The sequence below is a fragment of the Corynebacterium sp. ES2775-CONJ genome, from assembly GCF_024814515.1.
In the GTDB taxonomy this organism is placed as follows: Bacteria; Actinomycetota; Actinomycetes; order Mycobacteriales; family Mycobacteriaceae; genus Corynebacterium.
Window position 1 is genome coordinate 132,244 of sequence record NZ_JANUXT010000003.1, and the last position, 16,868, is coordinate 149,111.

Sequence of the window (16,868 nt, forward strand, 5' to 3'; positions counted from 1 at the left end):
AAAATACGAGGGGAAGTACTTAGAAAAATAATGACCACTATTACTGAGCATGACGTGCGGCAGGCGCTCTCGCGCGTAGAAGATCCAGAAATTGGTAAGCCGTTAACAGAACTCGGCATGGTGAAATCTATCGCCCTCAGTGGCGTAGATGTTGAGGTAGAAATATACCTCACGATTGCTGGGTGTCCGATGAAAAACCTGTTGGTGGAAAACTCACGCGCTGCCATCGCAGATCTCCCGGGCGTTGGTGAGATCACCGTGACTACCGATGTCATGGATGATGAACAGCGCAAGAGCCTGCGGCAGCAGTTACGCGGCGATACCCACGAGCCGGTGATTCCCTTTAGCCAACCTAACTCCACAACCAGAGTCTTTGCCGTCTCTTCTGGCAAGGGGGGCGTGGGCAAATCCTCGATGACCGTTAACCTTGCAGCCGCACTAGCTGCTCGCGGATTGCGGGTCGGGGTGCTTGATGCCGATATATACGGGCACTCAATACCGGGCATGCTCGGGTGCACCGATCGTCCTCATGCCGTAGACGAGATGATCATGCCGCCCATGGCTCATGGCATAAAACTCATTTCGATTGCACACTTTGTTGAAGGTAATGCCCCTGTGGTGTGGCGCGGCCCGATGTTACACCGCGCCATTCAGCAGTTCCTTGGAGATGTATTCTGGGGTGACCTCGATATTTTGCTTCTCGACCTTCCCCCTGGAACTGGCGATATCGCCATTTCGGTAGCCCAACTCCTCCCCAATGCCGAGCTCCTCGTGGTGACGACCCCACAGAGCGCCGCGGCTGAGGTGGCCGAGCGCGCCGGGACTATCTCGTTGCAAACCCAGCAGAAGCTCGCGGGTGTCATCGAGAATATGAGTGCCATGATTTTGCCCGATGGATCGACGTTAGAAGTCTTTGGCTCAGGTGGAGGCGAAGAGGTCTCGCAGCGCATCTCGACGCTTACTGGAACGAAGGTTCCGCTTCTCGGATCGGTTCCGTTAGATCCTCAGCTTCGCGAGGGAGGCGATCACGGCACCCCCATTGTGCTTGCCCACCCCGAGTCCCCCACTGCGGTAGCGATCAAGGCTATTGCAGATCAGCTCGTTCTTCGACCTGAATCACTTGCCGGTAAGCCCTTAGGCCTTGGGGTGACTCGGCACGACTAGAAATCTCCTATCCCCTGCCTGATTGGATAGGGGCTATAGGACATCATCCCAGCTAAAGTCCCGGTTTCTCGGGCCGGATACCGCGTTATTGGGTATATCGGCCTGGGAGGCTTGACGGTCGGGACTAAGTTCGGTGCGTGCGGCACTAGTTGGCGAATCAAGCTCACCGAGCTGTTTCTTCAGGTCGAGAGAATCGATGGCCTCAGAATCTCCATCAAAGAGCACTTTAGTTAATGCGGCTTTGGGACCCATTCGCTGCAAACCAGCGATCTGGTTAATGGGAGCACGGAAATCTTCGAATTCCTCCAGGTACTCCCCATTTAGTTCAGCTTTAGCATTATTGATGGCGCGGCGAGCAGCAAAAATAGCAGCACGGGCATCCTCAATGACGCCAGGGAGCTTTTCGGGGCCAATGAAAATCATAGCGAGGATGAGAATCCAGAAAATTTCTCCCCAACCAATTGAGCTAAACACTTAAATAACCTTACCCTGCATGTGCGCTATTTCCATCTCATCAGCCGAATCTTTGACATCTTCGATCGCAAGGGATGCTGATCCGACTCTACACAGTCAGCAATTTGATGCAGGCGTCTCATTAGCTCCGAGCTGGCTTCCAATGATTGGCAACAAGAATTGCGTAGGCGCTGCGATGCTAGCCGTTGTTTCTCTACCTCGAGACGACACTCGTGGCAGTGAACTAGATGTATATGGGCTCGGTGTGTGGCAGCGGGACACAACTCGTTATCTGCCAAGGCAGCTATGGCCTCAGGATTGAGATGGTCAATCGCTGATAACTTTCGGACTTGGGAGGAAATATCAAATGTTCTGGAACGCTGCGGCTTGTCTCGTTGCGCCATAGCCCACCAGCTTTCTCGATTCGAATCACAGGTTTATAACCTAGAGGTCATAAGTGGAACGAACCGCATATGCCGTTAGTTCCCCACTGTCCACTATAAGAGAAAGACTCGCCATATGGTTGTGGCGAGTCAGTGTTTAGAGTTTAGTGTTTAGCATTAGCTGCGAATGAGCAATTGCGCATCAGCGTCAACTTCAGCCTTCGCCTCCAGCATCGCTCGCAACTGACTCCTGCCCCGGTGGATACGCGAACGCACAGTGCCCATCTTGACGCCCAAAGTTGCGGCTATCTCCTCGTAGCTCATACCCACCACGTCGCAGAGCACTACTGCCACTCGAAAATCGGGGGCCAGTGCGTCGAGCGCTTCCTGCAAAGCTGGGTCAAGGTTGGCCACGTTATAGGCTTGTTCAGGGGTCATATCGGTTCCCGGAACTCGCTCGTAGTCCTCTGGTAGAGCTTCCATGCGGATTTTCGTGCGGCGCCGCACCATATCTAAAAAGAGGTTAGTAGTAATACGGTGCAACCAGCCCTCAAAGGTACCAGGTTGATATTTATCCAGGGAACGGAAGACTCGCATAAAGGTTTCTTGGGTGAGATCCTCAGCATCATGTTGATTGCCACTGAGTCGAAAGGCGAGCCGGTATACGCTGTCCGCATGCTCAGAAACGAGATCGCTCCAATCTGGCATGGAACCTACGCCTGCATCAAAGGCCGCGGTTCCGGAAAGGTCCGCAGCATAAGCGCCGGCATCAGTCGGGCGAGGCGTTGTGGTCATGTGGTCTATTGTTCCCGAACTGTCTTCAAAAAGCCAGAAAGAACTCTGTGAATTAGCTGGGAGAGCGAGAATATCTCGGATGTGGAGAAAGGGGGTGACTATATCAACACTCCATCGAAGCTCCGAGGGGAAGTTGAACTATAGAGTATCGGTGTTTTGCGAAGGATAAAACAGTCGAGAAACTCTATGCTTAGAGGTGTGACTGAAGAACTACGCTCCTATATCGAAGCCATTAGCCCTGCCGATACTACTCTCGAGCTAGCCTACGAGACGGCCGAGGAATTTGGGCTCAGTGCGCCCGATATCCACACCGGTCAATTATTGAGCACCCTAGCAGCCACGAGTAAAGCTCAAGGGGCCATCGCTATTACCCCCGCGAGCGCGGTCGTCGGTTACTTCTTGCTGCAGGGAATGAATTCTCAGGGCACTCTCACCTGCATCGACCCGGAGCCAGAATATCACCGGCGCTCCGCTGAGATCTTCCGTAATGCATCCTTCTCCCCCACTAGAGTGCGCTTTTTACCATCCCGCCCTCTCGATGTCATGGGGCGCCTAGCTAAAAAGTCTTATCAAATTATTTACGGAGAAGTATCCCCCATTGATGCGAGAGCTCTTATTAGTGCCTCGCTCCCCCTTTTAAGTGCAGGTGGGAGTGTAATCATCCCCGATATCCTGCTCGACGGTACCCCCAGCGACCAGACGCGACGCGACCGAGAAACTGTAGCTGCCCGCGACCTGCAGGACTACCTCAATTCGCTGGAGTCAGTTCAGGTCACCAGGCTTCCCCTAGGTGCCGGCCTAGTCATCGTGACTGTGCAGTAGTCAAAAAATCCCGCCCCCCAAATAATTTTTGAGTGGGGCGAGATTCCTCTTCTCATGTGATCTTTAAACGACTACATTCTTTCCTACAACAACAACCCCGCCGGGACTAATGGCGAAGCGCTCTGCATCCCGCTGATGGTCCACACCAATGAGCGTTCCGTCCGTAACTACCACATTCTTGTCGAGGATAGCGTGGCGCACGACAGCCCCCTTACCGATGCGAACTCCCGGCATCAGAACCGAACCCTCCACCGTGGCTCCCTCCTCGACTATGACACCGGTCGATAGCACCGAGTTGCGAACCGTAGAGGCCGAAATAATGGAGCCCTGGGCCACCATCGAGGATTGCGCAATGCCGCCTTGCACAAATTTAGCTGGAGGTAATTCCGTCAGGTCAGTTGAGCGGATCGGCCACTGCTGGTTATACAGGTTAAAGATCGGGTGAACCGAGATCAGATCCATATGAGCCTCGTAGAAGGCATCGATGGTACCCACGTCACGCCAGTATCCCCGATCACGATCCGTGGATCCTGGAACTATATTGTTCGTAAAGTCATAAACGTGTGCATCTCCGCGCTCAACAAAATACGGGATGATATCCCCGCCCATATCATGCTCGGAATTTTCGTTGATACCGTCCTCCCGTAGAGCTTCAACGAGGGCGTCCGTAGTAAATACATAATTGCCCATTGAGGCAAAGGTGACGTCTGGATCGTCGGGTACAGCTGGAGGGTTCTCGGGCTTTTCCAGAAATTCCGTAATATTTCCTGCCTCATCGGCTTGAATGCAGCCAAAAGCACTGGCCTCAGATCGGGGCACCCTGATACCAGCTACAGATACAGCTTTGCCGGAGGCGATATGCTCGTCGACCATTTGCTCCGGATCCATGCGATAAACGTGATCAGCGCCAAATACCAGCACATAATTAGGGCGTTCATCGTAGATGAGATTCAGTGACTGCAAAATTGCGTCCGCTGAGCCCCGGTACCAGTGCTTGCCTCGACGCTGCTGCGCCGGCACCGACGCAATATACTGAGCGGTCGGGCCATAAAATTGCCACGCTTGTGAGATGTGACGATCTAGCGAATGAGATTTGTATTGAGTAAGAATGCAGATCTTCATATAACCGGCATTGACCAAATTGGACAAAACAAAATCGATCAATCGGTAAGTGCCGCCGAAGGGAACGGCAGGCTTAGCGCGGTCTTCAGTCAGAGGGAAGAGACGTTTCCCTTCTCCGCCGGCCAAGACGATGGCAAGGACATTATTTTGACTTTTCACAGTGTCTAATTTAATGCGAAAGTTCTACCACCGTTAGGGTATTGAGAAAAATGCGATCCACGCCACCTTTCAAATACTCAGCGCCCTAGCCTCATTGCCACTACCGTTATCTTTATGAAAGTCGCACTATTAACTAAAGAATATCCACCAGAGATTTATGGAGGTGCTGGCGTCCACGTAGCAGAGCTCACTCGCTATATGCGAGAGATCGTACCCGTAGACGTACACTGCATGGGGGCACCCCGTGACGAGGACAATGTTTTCGTCCACAGCGCCGATCCTGGCCTGCGTGATGCGAATCCGGCTATCCAGACCCTTTCGACAGGTCTCTATATGGCCGAAGCCTGCCGCGATGCTCAGGTCGTACATACTCACACCTGGTACACGGGTTTAGGAGGACATCTCGCTTCCCAGCTACACAATATTCCCCACGTTGTCACGGCTCACTCACTCGAGCCCGATCGCCCGTGGAAACGCGAACAACTCAATGGTGGATATGATATTTCGTTGTGGTCCGAACGTAATGCGATGGAGTATGCTGATGCAGTCATTGCGGTGTCACAGAAGATGAAAGAAGCTGTCCTCGAAGCGTATCCGCGTGTCGATGCCGCCAAGGTTCACGTGGTTCTTAACGGAATCGATACCACTGTGTGGCAGCCGCGCCCAGCCTTTGAGGGTACTTCTGTTCTACACTCCTTGGGTGTCGATCCTACTCGCCCGATCGTCGCCTTTGTGGGGCGCATAACGCGGCAAAAGGGGGTGGAACATCTCGTGCGGGCGGCGGCCCACTTTGACCCCGAGATTCAGCTGGTGCTCTGTGCCGGTGCCCCCGACACCCCCGAGATAGCCAGCCGGATTTCCACTCTGGTCACTGAATTACAGCACCAACGAGCTGGAGTATTTTGGGTGCAGGAAATGCTGGACAAACCTAAAATTCAGGAAATTCTAAGCGCTGCTGACGCCTTTATTTGTCCCTCCATCTATGAACCCTTGGGAATTGTTAATCTTGAGGCGATGGCCTGCGGTACCGCCGTGGTGGCCTCAGATGTCGGCGGCATCCCCGAAGTCGTAGCCGATGGTCAGACAGGCCTCTTAGTGCATTACGATCCAGCCGATACCACGGCCTTCGAGCGCGATCTCGCCGCAGAAGTTAATGCACTCATAGCCGACCAAGAGCGGGTCAAAGCCTTCGGCCTGGCGGGGCGTACACGCGCCGTGGAGCTTTTTTCTTGGGACAAGATAGCCACGCAGACGGTGGAAATCTATCGCTCCCTCCTTTAGTGTCGATATCTGCAGTCGTGGGCTTTTGCTACTACGCTGGGAGGCATAACAGCCTTCGTCAACTGGCAGGAGCCCACAACAATTATGTATCGCCCCGAACTGCATATCCACCCTGATCACGGCATTCTGGACGCCCCCGCTGGAGCGCTGTACGACGGCACCTACTGGCATCTTTTCAACCAATACCGTCCAGATCCCACCCAACCCTCTAGGTGGGCCCACTTAGTTTCTTCCGCCACAGCTTTCGATTTCGAAATCTGCACCGATGTACTCGCCTCCACCAAAGACCACGAATCCATCCGGGCTGGCTCGGTAGTAACAACGGGCGATTCCACCACCTTCTACTACACTCACGTGGTGGGCAATGAGCGCACTATTAAGGCCGCCCGAGTCGATGACCTAGGCGAAACAATCGCGGACTTAGATGATGATGACCTCATCCTGGACGAGCATATTGTTGATATAGGAACAGTTGTCGCTAACCAGGAAGGGTTGTCACGTTTTCGTTCTCCCTGCGTGATTCCGGTGGATAGTGGATATCTGATGGTCGCGGTGGCGGGTTCATCCTCAGATCCTGTACTCGTCGTTCTAGATTCCGCTGATGGCCAACACTTTAAGATGCGCGGGCCGTTGACGATTCACGGCGATTCTGGCATTGCTTCCACATTTGTGGTGGCGCCTCGTATTTTCCAACTTCGCGATGAAATAGATCAGCATCTGTACGATATCCTGCTCGTCACGATCGACGAGAACGGCAGAGATATTGCGGGCTGTCTTGTGGGAAAGCTCAATGGTACCTCGTTCGAGGTGGCGAAGCCTTTCCAGCGCATGGATTATGGACACGATTTCGGACGCCCCCGAACTGTAAACTGGGCACCCGATGCCGACAATAAAGAGCACACTGTGATCTTTGGCCTTCTCAATAGTGCCTCCCGCCAGGATGACGGGAGCGCGCACCTGAGTTTCCGCGCTGAAGGGTGGGCGAACTGCCTCAGCCTCGCGCGCGAGATTACCCTTCAGGGGGGCCATATTTACCAGACCCCTACGAGCGGCATCATCGCTGCCATTGAGGAATCAGATCGTGCCTCTATGTGGACGGGTATTAGCGAGATTCCTCGTGGCGAACATCAAACCATCACCGTTCTAGATATTAACGATCAGATTATATGCACGATCACTCATTATGGTGATCACATCACCTTAGATCGCTCGATGAATCCGAACCACGCGGGCGATGCAGTCGCTAGCGCACCTCTTCTTTATGATGCAACGAGCTCGATGACAGTCATCATTGATGGCTCAACAGTGGAAGTATTCGGCAACGGTGGACAAGTAGCCATGGCTAGCCGAGTTTACTTTGACGGACCCACCACGCGATTCATTCTCCACAACTCGGAGCAGGTAGAGGTAGAGAGATCCACCCTTATTAAACCCTTGCCAGAGATCTTTCCGGCTTAGGGCTGTATTTTTCGAAGCCGTGTGATGGTTGCGCTTGCTGTAACCATCATGACCGGGTCTAAAGAGGAGATGCGCGCTTCTAAATCTGCGGGTGGAATATGACGTGCTGATGGACTCATACCAATCTGGGCAGCGATGCACTCCTGGTCTAGACGCATCGAGAATTCGACCTCGTGGCCTTCATCCGCCACGTCAAAATATTTAGCTGACTGTTCGAGCATCCGATGGATTTTATCTTTTTCCACTCGCAAAATCCCGAGCGGTTCTCGCAGTTCCTGCAAATGATTCGGGTTAGGGCTTAAAATCACTACTTCACCGTTAGTCTTAAGTACACGCGAGAACTCCTGGGGGTTACGCGGCGCAAAAACAACGGCGATAGCGTCAATACTCTGTGGTCTGATAGGCAGAGTTTTCCAAGCATCAGCCACGACGGCACCAACGCGAGGGTGACTCTTCGCCAGTGCCTTAGCCGCGGGGGTGGAAATATCGAGACCCACCCCTCGGGAGTCGGGGATCGAATCTAAGATATGGGAAAGGTAATAACCGGTACCCGCTCCAATCTCGAGAATGACTGGTTCACGAGCTTCAACTCCGGATAGGGCTTCGTCGATCCCGGTCGACACCGTCTCGACGAAAGGAGCGAAATGGCCTAACGCGAGAAAGCTTTCACGGGCTCGCACCATCGCTAGATCGTCTCCATGGTGTCGAAGACCAGATCCTCCAACTAAGGAAACATAGCCTTGTTTGGCCACATCATACGTGTGTCCGCTCTCTGATGATAAGTAGCGACCGTTTTCGCTAAGAAATAGTCTGGTTCCATCTTCTGGATCGGCGAGAACGTCGACGATATGGGAGAGCATTGCAGTATCCAGTCTGAATAAGAGAATGTTGCTAAAGAAATGAGGTTCCGCTTCCCCTGTTAGCGGAACCTCTAGGTGGGATGGTCTAGCTACCTACTGCGGCTAGATGTTCAGCGAGCTCTGCAGCCTCACTGTCATTGAGCTCGATAACAAGACGCCCACCACCATCGGTGGGAATTCGCATGACAATCTTGCGATTTTCTTTGACTACTTCCATCGGACCATTACCCGTACGGGGTTTCATGGCTGCCATATTCTCTCTCATTCTTTTTTATTTCAGTCCTAGTATTTAAGTCTACCTTAAAGGTCAATACAAAATACAGATCTCACATGAAAATACGGAGTAAAGAGCAGGTTTAAATTACTCTGGTATATCTTTATCGGTTGCCTGCGGGAGCTCTGTTAAGGAAGAAGTGTGAGATAGCTGGTCAAATAGCTCCCGTAATACCGCGTCAACCTCACGCTTGTCGTAGCCCGGAACCCCATCGTGGAACTGAAGACCTGCAGGATTACGCTCGCCAATAGCGCGCTTATTTACTGCAGTGACATCAACTTCAATAGGTTGCGGCTTAAAGGCTGCGCCGTCGCGTTTTTTCAGAACCAGATATATGATTCCCGAGGCGGCAATAGTCAGGACCAGCAGCAGTGCAACCATGATAATAACGGTGGTAACAGCAACCATGTTCATAGTTATATCCTACCCCTCGTGCCCTGCCAGTTCGCATAACGTGTCTACAGCCACAGAGGCTTAATCATAATCATTGAGAGGGGGACGCATATCCACCTCACAGAGTCCTGCCTTGGCCAAAATAGCCTGTGCCACGTCCTCAGCTACACCTTGCACTTGCTCCAAGGGGCGGTTTCGATGAACGCGCGGAGGCAAGGCTACTTCAACGATATGGGAAGCGTCTATAAGCAGGCCTATCTCCACCCCGTAGCCTGAAATAAAGGAAACTCGGCGGACAAAGTCCCGCCGCACCGCGTACTCCCCGGCCAACGGCTGGGCAATATGAGCTAGATGCGGGAAAAGGATACGCATCAAAGGTTTTGCACACAGTTCCGTTACCCGGCCTCCCCCGGTAGAATAACCGAGGTAAGTACGCTGATAGTTGGCCTTAACGAGGTCTACTGATGGATCGGCGAAAGGTTTAGCTAGCGAGTTCACTGATTCTGAGGTGAGTCCTCGGACATCGGCATCGACAAAAACGATGACAGGACTTAAGGCGGCCGCCACCCCACGCCATAAAGCCTCCCCCTTGCCTGGCCGCGGTGGGATATCGCTGAGAACCTCACGCCAATTTATCACCTGCGCACCAGCTATCCGCGCACGCTGGGCGGTCTCATCGGTGGAATCTGAGTCAATGACGAATACATTGCAAGCCTGCGAGCCGAGGGCAGCACCCACCACATCAGCAATGGTATCTTGCTCATTCAGGGCGGGAATTACTACATCAAAGTCACTCATACCAGGCCTCTCGTCGCGCGTAACGGCGGCTGTATGCCCGCAATGGCTGCGGTCATACGTATAGTATCAATGGTTTCAGCTACCTCATGGGCCCGAAAGCAGGCTACTCCCCGCTCTGCAGCCCATGCTGTTGCAGCTAGAGTCCCAGCGACTCGCTGTTTAACAGGGCGATCTAGAGTTTCTCCAACAAAATCTTTATTACTCAAAGCCATAAGTACCGGCCAGCCTGTTGCCACGAGCTCATCAATGCGGCGTAGTAGCTCCAGGCCGTGATAAGTATTTTTACCGAAATCATGCGTGGGGTCGATAAAAATTTTGTCCTCGGGAACCCCTAAATCTACTGCCCTCGTTGCCAGCGAGGTAGTTTCAGCGATGACATCGGATACAAGCTCATCAAAGTGCACGCGGTGAGGGCGCGTGCGCGGGATAGCCCCACCTGTATGGGAGCATATATAACCTACTCGAAAGTGGCCTGCCACCTCGATCAACTCAGGGTCGTGGCCCGCCCACGTATCGTTGACCAAAGTAGCCCCATTTTCGATCGCAACCGCAGCCACCTCAGCTCGCCACGTATCCACGGATATGGTGATATCTGGAAACCGGTCATGAATCCTCGCAATAAGCGGTACCACGCGGTCAATCTCTTCAGCAGGACTGATCACCGCCCCTGGCCCCGCCTTGACTCCCCCTATATCCACAATGCGCGCACCCTGGTCGACCACCATAAGGGCACGATCAAAGGCACGATCAACATCGTGAGTTGCTCCTGCATCATAAAAAGAATCGGGGGTGCGATTAATGATGGCCATGACAATGGCGATGGACGAATCGCGGGGCGCAAAAGCACTGCGTATTGGAGGTCGAGAAGCCGAAATCACAATTTACTGCTCCGCAGCAGCGTGGTATGCACGGATATGAGCGACAGCTTCAGCAACCGAATCCGTTACTAGGAAGAGATCCATATCCGATTCACTAATGACTCCTGCATCAACCATGCGGCTACGCATCCAGTCCACTAAACCAGCCCAAAATTCCGTCCCGAGTAGCACAATAGGATAGTTCGTTACCTTGCCAGTCTGCACCATGCATAGAACTTCAAAAAGCTCATCCATTGTTCCCAAACCGCCTGGCAGGCATACAAATCCTTCAGAGTACTTCAGAAACATAGTTTTGCGGGCGAAGAAGTACCTAAAATGAACACCCATATCTACATAGTCATTCATGCCCTGCTCATGGGGAAGCTCGATACCCAGGCCCACGGATAGACCCTCGGCGTCACTGGCACCCTTATTGGCTGCCTCCATGAGGCCTGGGCCGCCACCAGTGATGACGGCATAGCCGGCCTCTACTAATTCCTGGCCAACTTCTTCGCCCAGGCGGTACCACGGATGCTCGGCCTGCATCCGTGCAGAACCAAATACAGCTACTGCCCGGGGAAGCTCACTAAGGACATCGAAACCAGTGATGAATTCACTCTGGATACGCAAGACCCGCCACGGATCGGCGTGTTTCCAGTCGTGATTTGCCCCGACCTCAAGGAGCCGCTGATCATAGGTAGAACCAGGCTGGTTCATGGAGTTCTTCAGCAGCACTGGGCCACACATCATACGTTCTTTTTTTTCCATGTCGTCCAGATTAGATGAGGCTTTATAACTTTGTCGCACACTTAGGCCACCAAATAGCGCCTCAGCACCTCAGCAAGTTCAGTAATCATCTCCACTGGGCATTGTTCATCCTTCTTGTGGCAGAAACTGGGGTCGCCAGAACCAAAATTCACAGCGGGTATCCCTAGCTCGCTAAAGCGTGCAACGTCTGTCCATCCGAATTTGGCGCGCGGTTCTTGCCCCGTGGCAGCGATAAGGTCTTGGACCACATGCTGGTCCAAACCTGGGCGTGCACCAGGAACGGCGTCGTCGATCTCGTAGTCCACAGAATCTGGGAGATCTAGAACCTCAAGGAGGTGCGCCATTGCTGCATCAAGATCACGGTGCGGAGCAAATCGGTAATTGACGTATAGCCACGCTTCATCAGGGATCGTATTGGTAGCCACCCCCGACTCACAGTGCACGATATTCAGACCTTCGTGGTAGTAACACCCATCAACGTCGACCTCGCTGGCTTTATAGGCAGCAATATTTGCAATCACGGGGGCTAGAAGGTGCATTGCATTCAAGCCTAACCAGCTCCGTGCAGAGTGCGCGCGCACCCCTCTCGCGCTCACCTTAAGCCGAATCGAGCCCTGGCAACCTGCCTCAATAATGGCTTCTGATGGTTCTCCCAAAAGCGCGAGATCACCTCGTAGCCATTCGGGGTGCTGCTCGGCGATAAACTTTAGGCCATTGTAGCGCTCCGCTACCTCCTCGGCTTCGTAACAGACCAAGGTCAGATCGTATTTAAGATCAGGTGATTGGCTGAGGGTGGCAAAAGTGTGGGCATACACTGCTAGCCCCGATTTCATATCGACACTGCCTAAACCAAAGAGGGTATCGCGGCCGCGTGAGTCCAACCCCCTTCGTGCGGGTAGGTTCTCGGCTGGGGGCACAGTATCTATGTGGCCGGCGAGGATGACCCTCGCCGGTAAACCGCGATTGGTACGTGCCACGAGACTGTTACCTAAGCGCAAAACTTCAACGTCTGGCAGTTTCCGGAGAGAACCTTCTAATTCATCTGCGAGAGCTTCTTCGTGATGGCTGGGGCTCGGAATATTCATCAAAGCCTCAGTTAATTCGACAGGGTCCATGCTGAGATCAATCATAGGTTTTAGTGTAGACCGTCATGAGTGGGAGGCAGCTGAGACGGTTTTATTTCTCAAGCTTTCAGCCACTAAAGTTAGGCGCATGCTAAAACACGGTGCAACGGGCGTTGGTATCGCAAATATTTCGATGGATGGGGATGTCTTAGATGTTTGGTTCCCCTCTCCGGCACTTATCGATCCTGCTTCTTATAGCGCTGGCACGGAACGTCTTGGAGCCCAGGATCTCCCTGTGCGGCTGCTCAATCTGGTGAAGCTTGATAATGACCGCATGGTTGAGCAAGTAGCTGTTCGCACTGTCATTCGCGATCTCAGTTTAGAACCTCAAGATCCTTATGACGTGTATCTGCGGCTGCATCTACTCTCCCACCGCTTGGTCGAACCCAATACGATTAATATGACGCAGGCCTTGGAAAAGCTCTCCGTGGTGGTGTGGACTAACAAGGGTCCGTGTCTGCCCGATAATTTCGAATTCATGCGCACCTCACTGCGCTCTCGGGGTTTGATCCACGTCTACGGTATCGATCCTTTGCCGCGCATGGTGGACTATGTGGTGCCATCCGGTATCCAAATTTCGGAGGCAGAGCGGGTACGTTTGGGGGCTTACCTGGCCCCTGGAACTCGCGTTCTGCGGGAGGGCTTTGTCTCCCATAACGCTGGTACGCTCGGCGCGTGCACCGTTGAAGGGCGCATCTCCTCAGGCACTGTTATCGATGCTGGGTGCACGTTAATGCTCTCGTCATCTCTGATGAGCTCCAAGCCACAGCCCATGCGCATTGGAAAAAACTGCACCTTCGGAGTAAGCAGTTCGGTTCTGGGTCTCGACCTTGGCGATCGCTGCCATATAGGTCATAAAGTCGTCCTCGAGCCTGGCACTCTCCTCCGCTTTGCCGATACTGGTGGCATCGCACCCGCTCAGGTCATTGCCGGGCAATCCGACTGGTCGATCACCATGCATCCGGACTACCGGGAACCATTTGCGGAAAAAATCGCCTCCTAAAGTATTTTCGGTTCGGATTTATTAGTCTCCGCAGCAAGCGGGATACTAGAGTATTCCCTATGGAAAATCCCCCTTCAATAACAACGACAGCGACCAAGAGTTTAGGTAAAGGCTTAAAAACCCGACACCTAACCATGATGGGTCTAGGATCCTCAATCGGTGCCGGACTCTTTCTTGGTACCGGCGTAGGAATTCAAGCCGCCGGGCCCGCGGTTATTCTCGGCTATATATTTGCAGGCATCATCGTTGTGCTTTTCATGGAGATGCTCGGCGAGATGGCCGCCGCACGCCCGACCTCGGGATCCTTCTCTGTCTACGCCGAACAAGCCTTCGGACACTGGGCTGGATTCTCCTCCGGGTGGCTCTACTGGTTTATGCTCACCATGGTTATGGGGGCAGAAATGACCGGGGCCGCGGCAATTATGGGAGAGTGGTTTGGAGTCGCCCCGTGGATTCCTGCCCTGATCAGCGTGGCTATCTTCGCTGTCATCAACTTGGCGCACGTGAAGGGATTCGGTGAATTCGAATTTTGGTTTGCCCTCATCAAAGTCGCCGTCATTATACTTTTCCTTATTGTGGGCGTACTGCTCGTATTTGGGTTACTACCTGGTACTGAGTACGTGGGCATGCGCAATATACTTGGCAACGGTTTTATGCCTAATGGCTTCGCCGGGGTAGCCACAGGCCTTCTAGCTGTAGCCTTCGCTTTCGGTGGAGTAGAAATTATCACAATTGCAGCGGCCGAATCCGAAGATCCCGCCTCCTCCATATCGACCGCCGTCCGCTCCGTCATCTGGCGTATATCCTTATTCTATCTCGGCTCGGTGCTCGTTATCATCGCCTTATTGCCATTTGAGAGCATTACTGGAGCTTCTAACGCAGCCGAATCACCATTTACCATTATTCTGGGCCTGGCCAATATTCCCTATGTTGTAGGTTTCATGGAGGCCACGATCGTTTTGTCGCTCCTGAGTGCCTTTAATGCGCAAATCTATGGGACCTCCCGCCTCATCTTCTCCCTCGCGGAACGCGGCAATGCACCTCGAATCCTTGGTGTTATCAGTAAACAAGGGGTGCCGATGAACGCGGTGATCCTCTCAATGTTCTTCGCCTTTGGCTCTGTCGGTTTGCAGTTCTGGAACCCGCCAGGATTGCTCACATTCCTGCTCAATGCCGTAGGTGGCTGCTTGATCGTCCTCTGGGTCATGATCGCAGCCAGCTGGATGAAACTGCACCCCGAACTAGTTCGAAATAATGAAATCACCAAAGTGCGGATGCTAGGCCACCCGTGGAGTGCGATTATCTGCCTGGCCATGCTAGCCACACTCGTAGGATTAATGCTGATAGACGAAAGCGCACGAGGACAAATTTGGTCCGTCGCTATTATCTTTGCGCTGACAGTCCTCGCGAGCTTTATCACTAAAAAATCATCAGCTTCGAAAGGACTCTAGCACCCATGACTGCATTCACCGCTACTGGTTTAGCCACCATCTATGAAGACGGAACCGTCTTAGATGCTTGGTTCCCCAACCCAACCATGACCGACACACCTGAGTCACCGGGTACGGTCCAGCTTGCTGATGCCCCGGATGAATTTACTAATCTTCTTGTTTTTGATCCAGATCGTCGTACCACCCGAGTAGCTATCCGTACGACGATTGAGAACCTCGACGAGGCACCAATCGATGCCTATGATGCCTATCTGCGCCTGCATCTGCTCTCCCACCGTTTAGTTAAACCGCACGGACAAAACCTTGATGGCATTTTCGGTCTCCTGGCCAATGTGGTGTGGACTAATTTTGGCCCTTGTTCTCCAGAGAATTTTGAAATGACGAGGCAATTACTCTCCCTGCGCGGCCCCGTCACAGTGTTCTCGGTGGATAAGTTCCCCCGTATGGTCGATTATGTGATGCCCAGCGGTGTACGCATCGGCGATGCCAACCGTATCCGCCTCGGCGCTCATCTAGCCGAAGGTACTACCGTCATGCACGAGGGCTTTGTGAACTTTAATGCTGGCACACTCGGCGCCTCTATGGTGGAGGGCCGTATATCGGCTGGGGTTGTTGTTGCAGATGGCTCTGATATCGGTGGTGGAGCCTCGATTATGGGTACCCTCTCGGGCGGTGGCAAGCAGGTCATCTCGATTGCTCAGAGATGTCTGCTGGGTGCCAATGCGGGACTAGGAATCTCTCTTGGCAATGACTGTGTTATTGAGGCGGGCCTTTATATTACAGCCGGCGCCAAGATTATCGTGCGCGGCGACGTGGCTCGTGCCCTCGAGCTTGCCGACGGCGATACCATTAAAGCCGTCGAATTATCGGGAGCCAGCAATATCTTATATCGCAGAAATTCCCTGAGTGGCGCGATTGAAGCGGTAGCCCACGGTAAAAATCCTATTGAGCTCAACGCCGCACTGCATGCCAATTAAAAAAATATCCTCTCACAACGAGAGGATATTTTTTAATTCAAAGCTTGGGGGTCAACGTCCTTGATGATCGTTATTGGTTTGGGCTTAAAAGTCCAGAGCTTGTTAACGACGAAGTTAACTGGCATGCTCAAACCGATAGCGATGATCAGCGCCCAGTAGAACTTGGTCCGCAGCCCGGAGGAATCATCGAAAATCTCGGTGGGAAGAGCCACAGGGCTCAGAGGATTCATCAATAAGGTGGCCACCACTTGGCTGACCAGAAATGCCAAAAGGCCGGTGGCGAGAAAAGCAAAAAATCCCCTCCACCACTTGGATAACCGGTCTGATTTAAAGGTCCACATTCGATTGAGTTGATAATTCCACGTATTGGCTACAAGGAAGGCTACCGTCATAAAGACGTGGTACCAGCGAATGTGGTAGCGACTGCCCAAAAGATTCAGAAAGGCATCATGCTCGCTGATATTAAAACCATAGGCAGCGCATTTCTTGGCTATATAGACAACGACCAGGTTGACTACGATCCCCGAGCCTCCCACCAGTCCAAACTGGAGGAATTGCCGAAGATGTGAGCCAGCCTCGCTCATAGTGATAGCCACTAGACGTTACGCTCCCTTATTCTTTGTTAAAAACAGATTTTCCCTATACTACTCTGCTGCAAAGTTTCTAAGCGAATTAAAACGTGCCGTTAGTTTATCTCTCATCAACACCAGTAATCACAAGGGCCTG

Annotated in this window: 18 protein-coding genes; 7 read left to right on the plus strand and 11 right to left on the minus strand. The window is 52.8% G+C overall.

Translation table 11 applies throughout. The features are described 5' to 3' along the window. The first annotated feature begins 30 nt into the window (after positions 1-30). Positions 31-1,164, plus strand: a complete 1,134-nt coding sequence (locus NXT01_RS04580; RefSeq protein WP_259078070.1) for an Mrp/NBP35 family ATP-binding protein — start codon at positions 31-33, stop codon at positions 1,162-1,164. Positions 1,165-1,197: 33 nt separating this feature from the next. Here NXT01_RS04580 and NXT01_RS04585 read toward each other — a convergent pair whose 3' ends face one another. Continuing rightward, on the minus strand, positions 1,198-1,638 hold the full coding sequence (locus tag NXT01_RS04585) for a twin-arginine translocase subunit TatB (protein ID WP_259078071.1): 441 nt from the start codon (positions 1,636-1,638) through the stop codon (positions 1,198-1,200). 539 nt (positions 1,639-2,177) lie between these two features. Continuing rightward, positions 2,178-2,795: an RNA polymerase sigma factor SigE gene (sigE, locus tag NXT01_RS04590; protein WP_259078073.1), complete on the minus strand. Its 618-nt coding sequence runs from the start codon at positions 2,793-2,795 to the stop codon at positions 2,178-2,180. A 186-nt stretch (positions 2,796-2,981) separates the two neighbouring features. Between sigE and NXT01_RS04595 the strand changes: the two genes are divergently transcribed. Next, complete coding sequence (locus NXT01_RS04595) at positions 2,982-3,617, plus strand: O-methyltransferase (RefSeq protein ID WP_259078075.1); 636 nt, start codon at positions 2,982-2,984, stop codon at positions 3,615-3,617. A gap of 63 nt (positions 3,618-3,680) precedes the next feature. Here the strand turns inward: NXT01_RS04595 and glgC are convergent, their stop codons facing one another. After that, positions 3,681-4,898, minus strand: coding sequence for a glucose-1-phosphate adenylyltransferase (glgC, locus tag NXT01_RS04600; protein WP_259078080.1), 1,218 nt, complete (start codon positions 4,896-4,898; stop codon positions 3,681-3,683). A gap of 114 nt (positions 4,899-5,012) precedes the next feature. Between glgC and glgA the strand changes: the two genes are divergently transcribed. Beyond that, a complete protein-coding gene (gene glgA, locus NXT01_RS04605; protein ID WP_259078082.1) occupies positions 5,013-6,179 on the plus strand; it encodes a glycogen synthase in 1,167 nt (388 codons plus the stop codon). An 84-nt stretch (positions 6,180-6,263) separates the two neighbouring features. After that, positions 6,264-7,637, plus strand: a complete 1,374-nt coding sequence (locus tag NXT01_RS04610; RefSeq protein WP_259078083.1) for a GH32 C-terminal domain-containing protein — start codon at positions 6,264-6,266, stop codon at positions 7,635-7,637. On the opposite strand, the gene NXT01_RS04615 is transcribed toward NXT01_RS04610, so the two are convergent. From NXT01_RS04615 to dapE, 7 genes are all read right to left on the minus strand, one after another. After that, on the minus strand, positions 7,634-8,497 hold the full coding sequence (locus NXT01_RS04615; protein WP_259078084.1) for a methyltransferase domain-containing protein: 864 nt from the start codon (positions 8,495-8,497) through the stop codon (positions 7,634-7,636). The genes NXT01_RS04610 and NXT01_RS04615 overlap by 4 nt on opposite strands. An 85-nt stretch (positions 8,498-8,582) precedes the next feature. Further along, positions 8,583-8,750: a DUF3117 domain-containing protein gene (locus NXT01_RS04620; RefSeq protein ID WP_259078086.1), complete on the minus strand. Its 168-nt coding sequence runs from the start codon at positions 8,748-8,750 to the stop codon at positions 8,583-8,585. Positions 8,751-8,858: 108 nt separating this feature from the next. Further along, complete coding sequence (locus tag NXT01_RS04625) at positions 8,859-9,185, minus strand: hypothetical protein (RefSeq protein WP_259078087.1); 327 nt, start codon at positions 9,183-9,185, stop codon at positions 8,859-8,861. A gap of 60 nt (positions 9,186-9,245) precedes the next feature. Next, positions 9,246-9,962 (minus strand): glycosyltransferase, encoded by a 717-nt coding sequence (locus tag NXT01_RS04630; protein WP_259078089.1) that lies wholly within the window; start codon positions 9,960-9,962, stop codon positions 9,246-9,248. Next, a complete protein-coding gene (gene folP / locus NXT01_RS04635; protein WP_259078441.1) occupies positions 9,959-10,771 on the minus strand; it encodes a dihydropteroate synthase in 813 nt (270 codons plus the stop codon). Before folP ends, NXT01_RS04630 begins: the two co-directional genes overlap by 4 nt. 72 nt (positions 10,772-10,843) lie before the next feature. Further along, a complete protein-coding gene (locus NXT01_RS04640; protein ID WP_396124736.1) occupies positions 10,844-11,587 on the minus strand; it encodes a TIGR00730 family Rossman fold protein in 744 nt (247 codons plus the stop codon). A gap of 41 nt (positions 11,588-11,628) precedes the next feature. Continuing rightward, the gene (gene dapE, locus NXT01_RS04645; RefSeq protein ID WP_259078091.1) at positions 11,629-12,717 is read right to left on the minus strand and encodes a succinyl-diaminopimelate desuccinylase; all 1,089 of its coding nucleotides are present in this window, start codon (positions 12,715-12,717) and stop codon (positions 11,629-11,631) included. Between the two features lie 82 nt (positions 12,718-12,799). Here dapE and NXT01_RS04650 point away from each other — a divergent pair, with 82 nt between their 5' ends. Genes NXT01_RS04650 through dapD form a run of 3 tightly spaced genes read left to right on the plus strand, consistent with a single transcriptional unit; the run spans position 12,800 to position 16,142 of the window. Beyond that, positions 12,800-13,714 carry a DapH/DapD/GlmU-related protein gene (locus tag NXT01_RS04650; protein ID WP_259078093.1) on the plus strand — a complete coding sequence of 305 codons (915 nt, stop codon included), beginning with the start codon at positions 12,800-12,802 and terminating at the stop codon, positions 13,712-13,714. 59 nt (positions 13,715-13,773) lie between these two features. After that, on the plus strand, positions 13,774-15,165 hold the full coding sequence (locus NXT01_RS04655; RefSeq protein ID WP_259078094.1) for an amino acid permease: 1,392 nt from the start codon (positions 13,774-13,776) through the stop codon (positions 15,163-15,165). 5 nt (positions 15,166-15,170) lie between these two features. Further along, positions 15,171-16,142 carry a 2,3,4,5-tetrahydropyridine-2,6-dicarboxylate N-succinyltransferase gene (gene dapD / locus NXT01_RS04660; RefSeq protein ID WP_259078096.1) on the plus strand — a complete coding sequence of 324 codons (972 nt, stop codon included), beginning with the start codon at positions 15,171-15,173 and terminating at the stop codon, positions 16,140-16,142. A 32-nt stretch (positions 16,143-16,174) separates the two neighbouring features. On the opposite strand, the gene NXT01_RS04665 is transcribed toward dapD, so the two are convergent. Further along, complete coding sequence (locus tag NXT01_RS04665; protein WP_259078444.1) at positions 16,175-16,726, minus strand: GtrA family protein; 552 nt, start codon at positions 16,724-16,726, stop codon at positions 16,175-16,177. Positions 16,727-16,868: the final 142 nt, after the last annotated feature.

What these genes read in the sequence shown, in the direction of transcription:
- NXT01_RS04640 (WP_396124736.1), bottom strand. Translation starts at nt 11,587, where the DNA reads ATGGAAAAAAAAGAACGTATGATGTGTGGCCCAGTGCTGCTGAAGAAC.
- dapD (WP_259078096.1), top strand. Translation starts at nt 15,171, where the DNA reads ATGACTGCATTCACCGCTACTGGTTTAGCCACCATCTATGAAGACGGA.
- NXT01_RS04615 (WP_259078084.1), bottom strand. Translation starts at nt 8,497, where the DNA reads ATGCTCTCCCATATCGTCGACGTTCTCGCCGATCCAGAAGATGGAACC.
- dapE (WP_259078091.1), bottom strand. Translation starts at nt 12,717, where the DNA reads ATGATTGATCTCAGCATGGACCCTGTCGAATTAACTGAGGCTTTGATG.
- NXT01_RS04630 (WP_259078089.1), bottom strand. Translation starts at nt 9,962, where the DNA reads ATGAGTGACTTTGATGTAGTAATTCCCGCCCTGAATGAGCAAGATACC.
- sigE (WP_259078073.1), bottom strand. Translation starts at nt 2,795, where the DNA reads ATGACCACAACGCCTCGCCCGACTGATGCCGGCGCTTATGCTGCGGAC.
- NXT01_RS04665 (WP_259078444.1), bottom strand. Translation starts at nt 16,726, where the DNA reads ATGAGCGAGGCTGGCTCACATCTTCGGCAATTCCTCCAGTTTGGACTG.
- NXT01_RS04610 (WP_259078083.1), top strand. Translation starts at nt 6,264, where the DNA reads ATGTATCGCCCCGAACTGCATATCCACCCTGATCACGGCATTCTGGAC.
- NXT01_RS04625 (WP_259078087.1), bottom strand. Translation starts at nt 9,185, where the DNA reads ATGAACATGGTTGCTGTTACCACCGTTATTATCATGGTTGCACTGCTG.
- NXT01_RS04655 (WP_259078094.1), top strand. Translation starts at nt 13,774, where the DNA reads ATGGAAAATCCCCCTTCAATAACAACGACAGCGACCAAGAGTTTAGGT.
- NXT01_RS04580 (WP_259078070.1), top strand. Translation starts at nt 31, where the DNA reads ATGACCACTATTACTGAGCATGACGTGCGGCAGGCGCTCTCGCGCGTA.
- folP (WP_259078441.1), bottom strand. Translation starts at nt 10,771, where the DNA reads ATGGCCATCATTAATCGCACCCCCGATTCTTTTTATGATGCAGGAGCA.
- NXT01_RS04650 (WP_259078093.1), top strand. Translation starts at nt 12,800, where the DNA reads ATGCTAAAACACGGTGCAACGGGCGTTGGTATCGCAAATATTTCGATG.
- NXT01_RS04620 (WP_259078086.1), bottom strand. Translation starts at nt 8,750, where the DNA reads ATGGCAGCCATGAAACCCCGTACGGGTAATGGTCCGATGGAAGTAGTC.
- NXT01_RS04595 (WP_259078075.1), top strand. Translation starts at nt 2,982, where the DNA reads ATGCTTAGAGGTGTGACTGAAGAACTACGCTCCTATATCGAAGCCATT.
- glgA (WP_259078082.1), top strand. Translation starts at nt 5,013, where the DNA reads ATGAAAGTCGCACTATTAACTAAAGAATATCCACCAGAGATTTATGGA.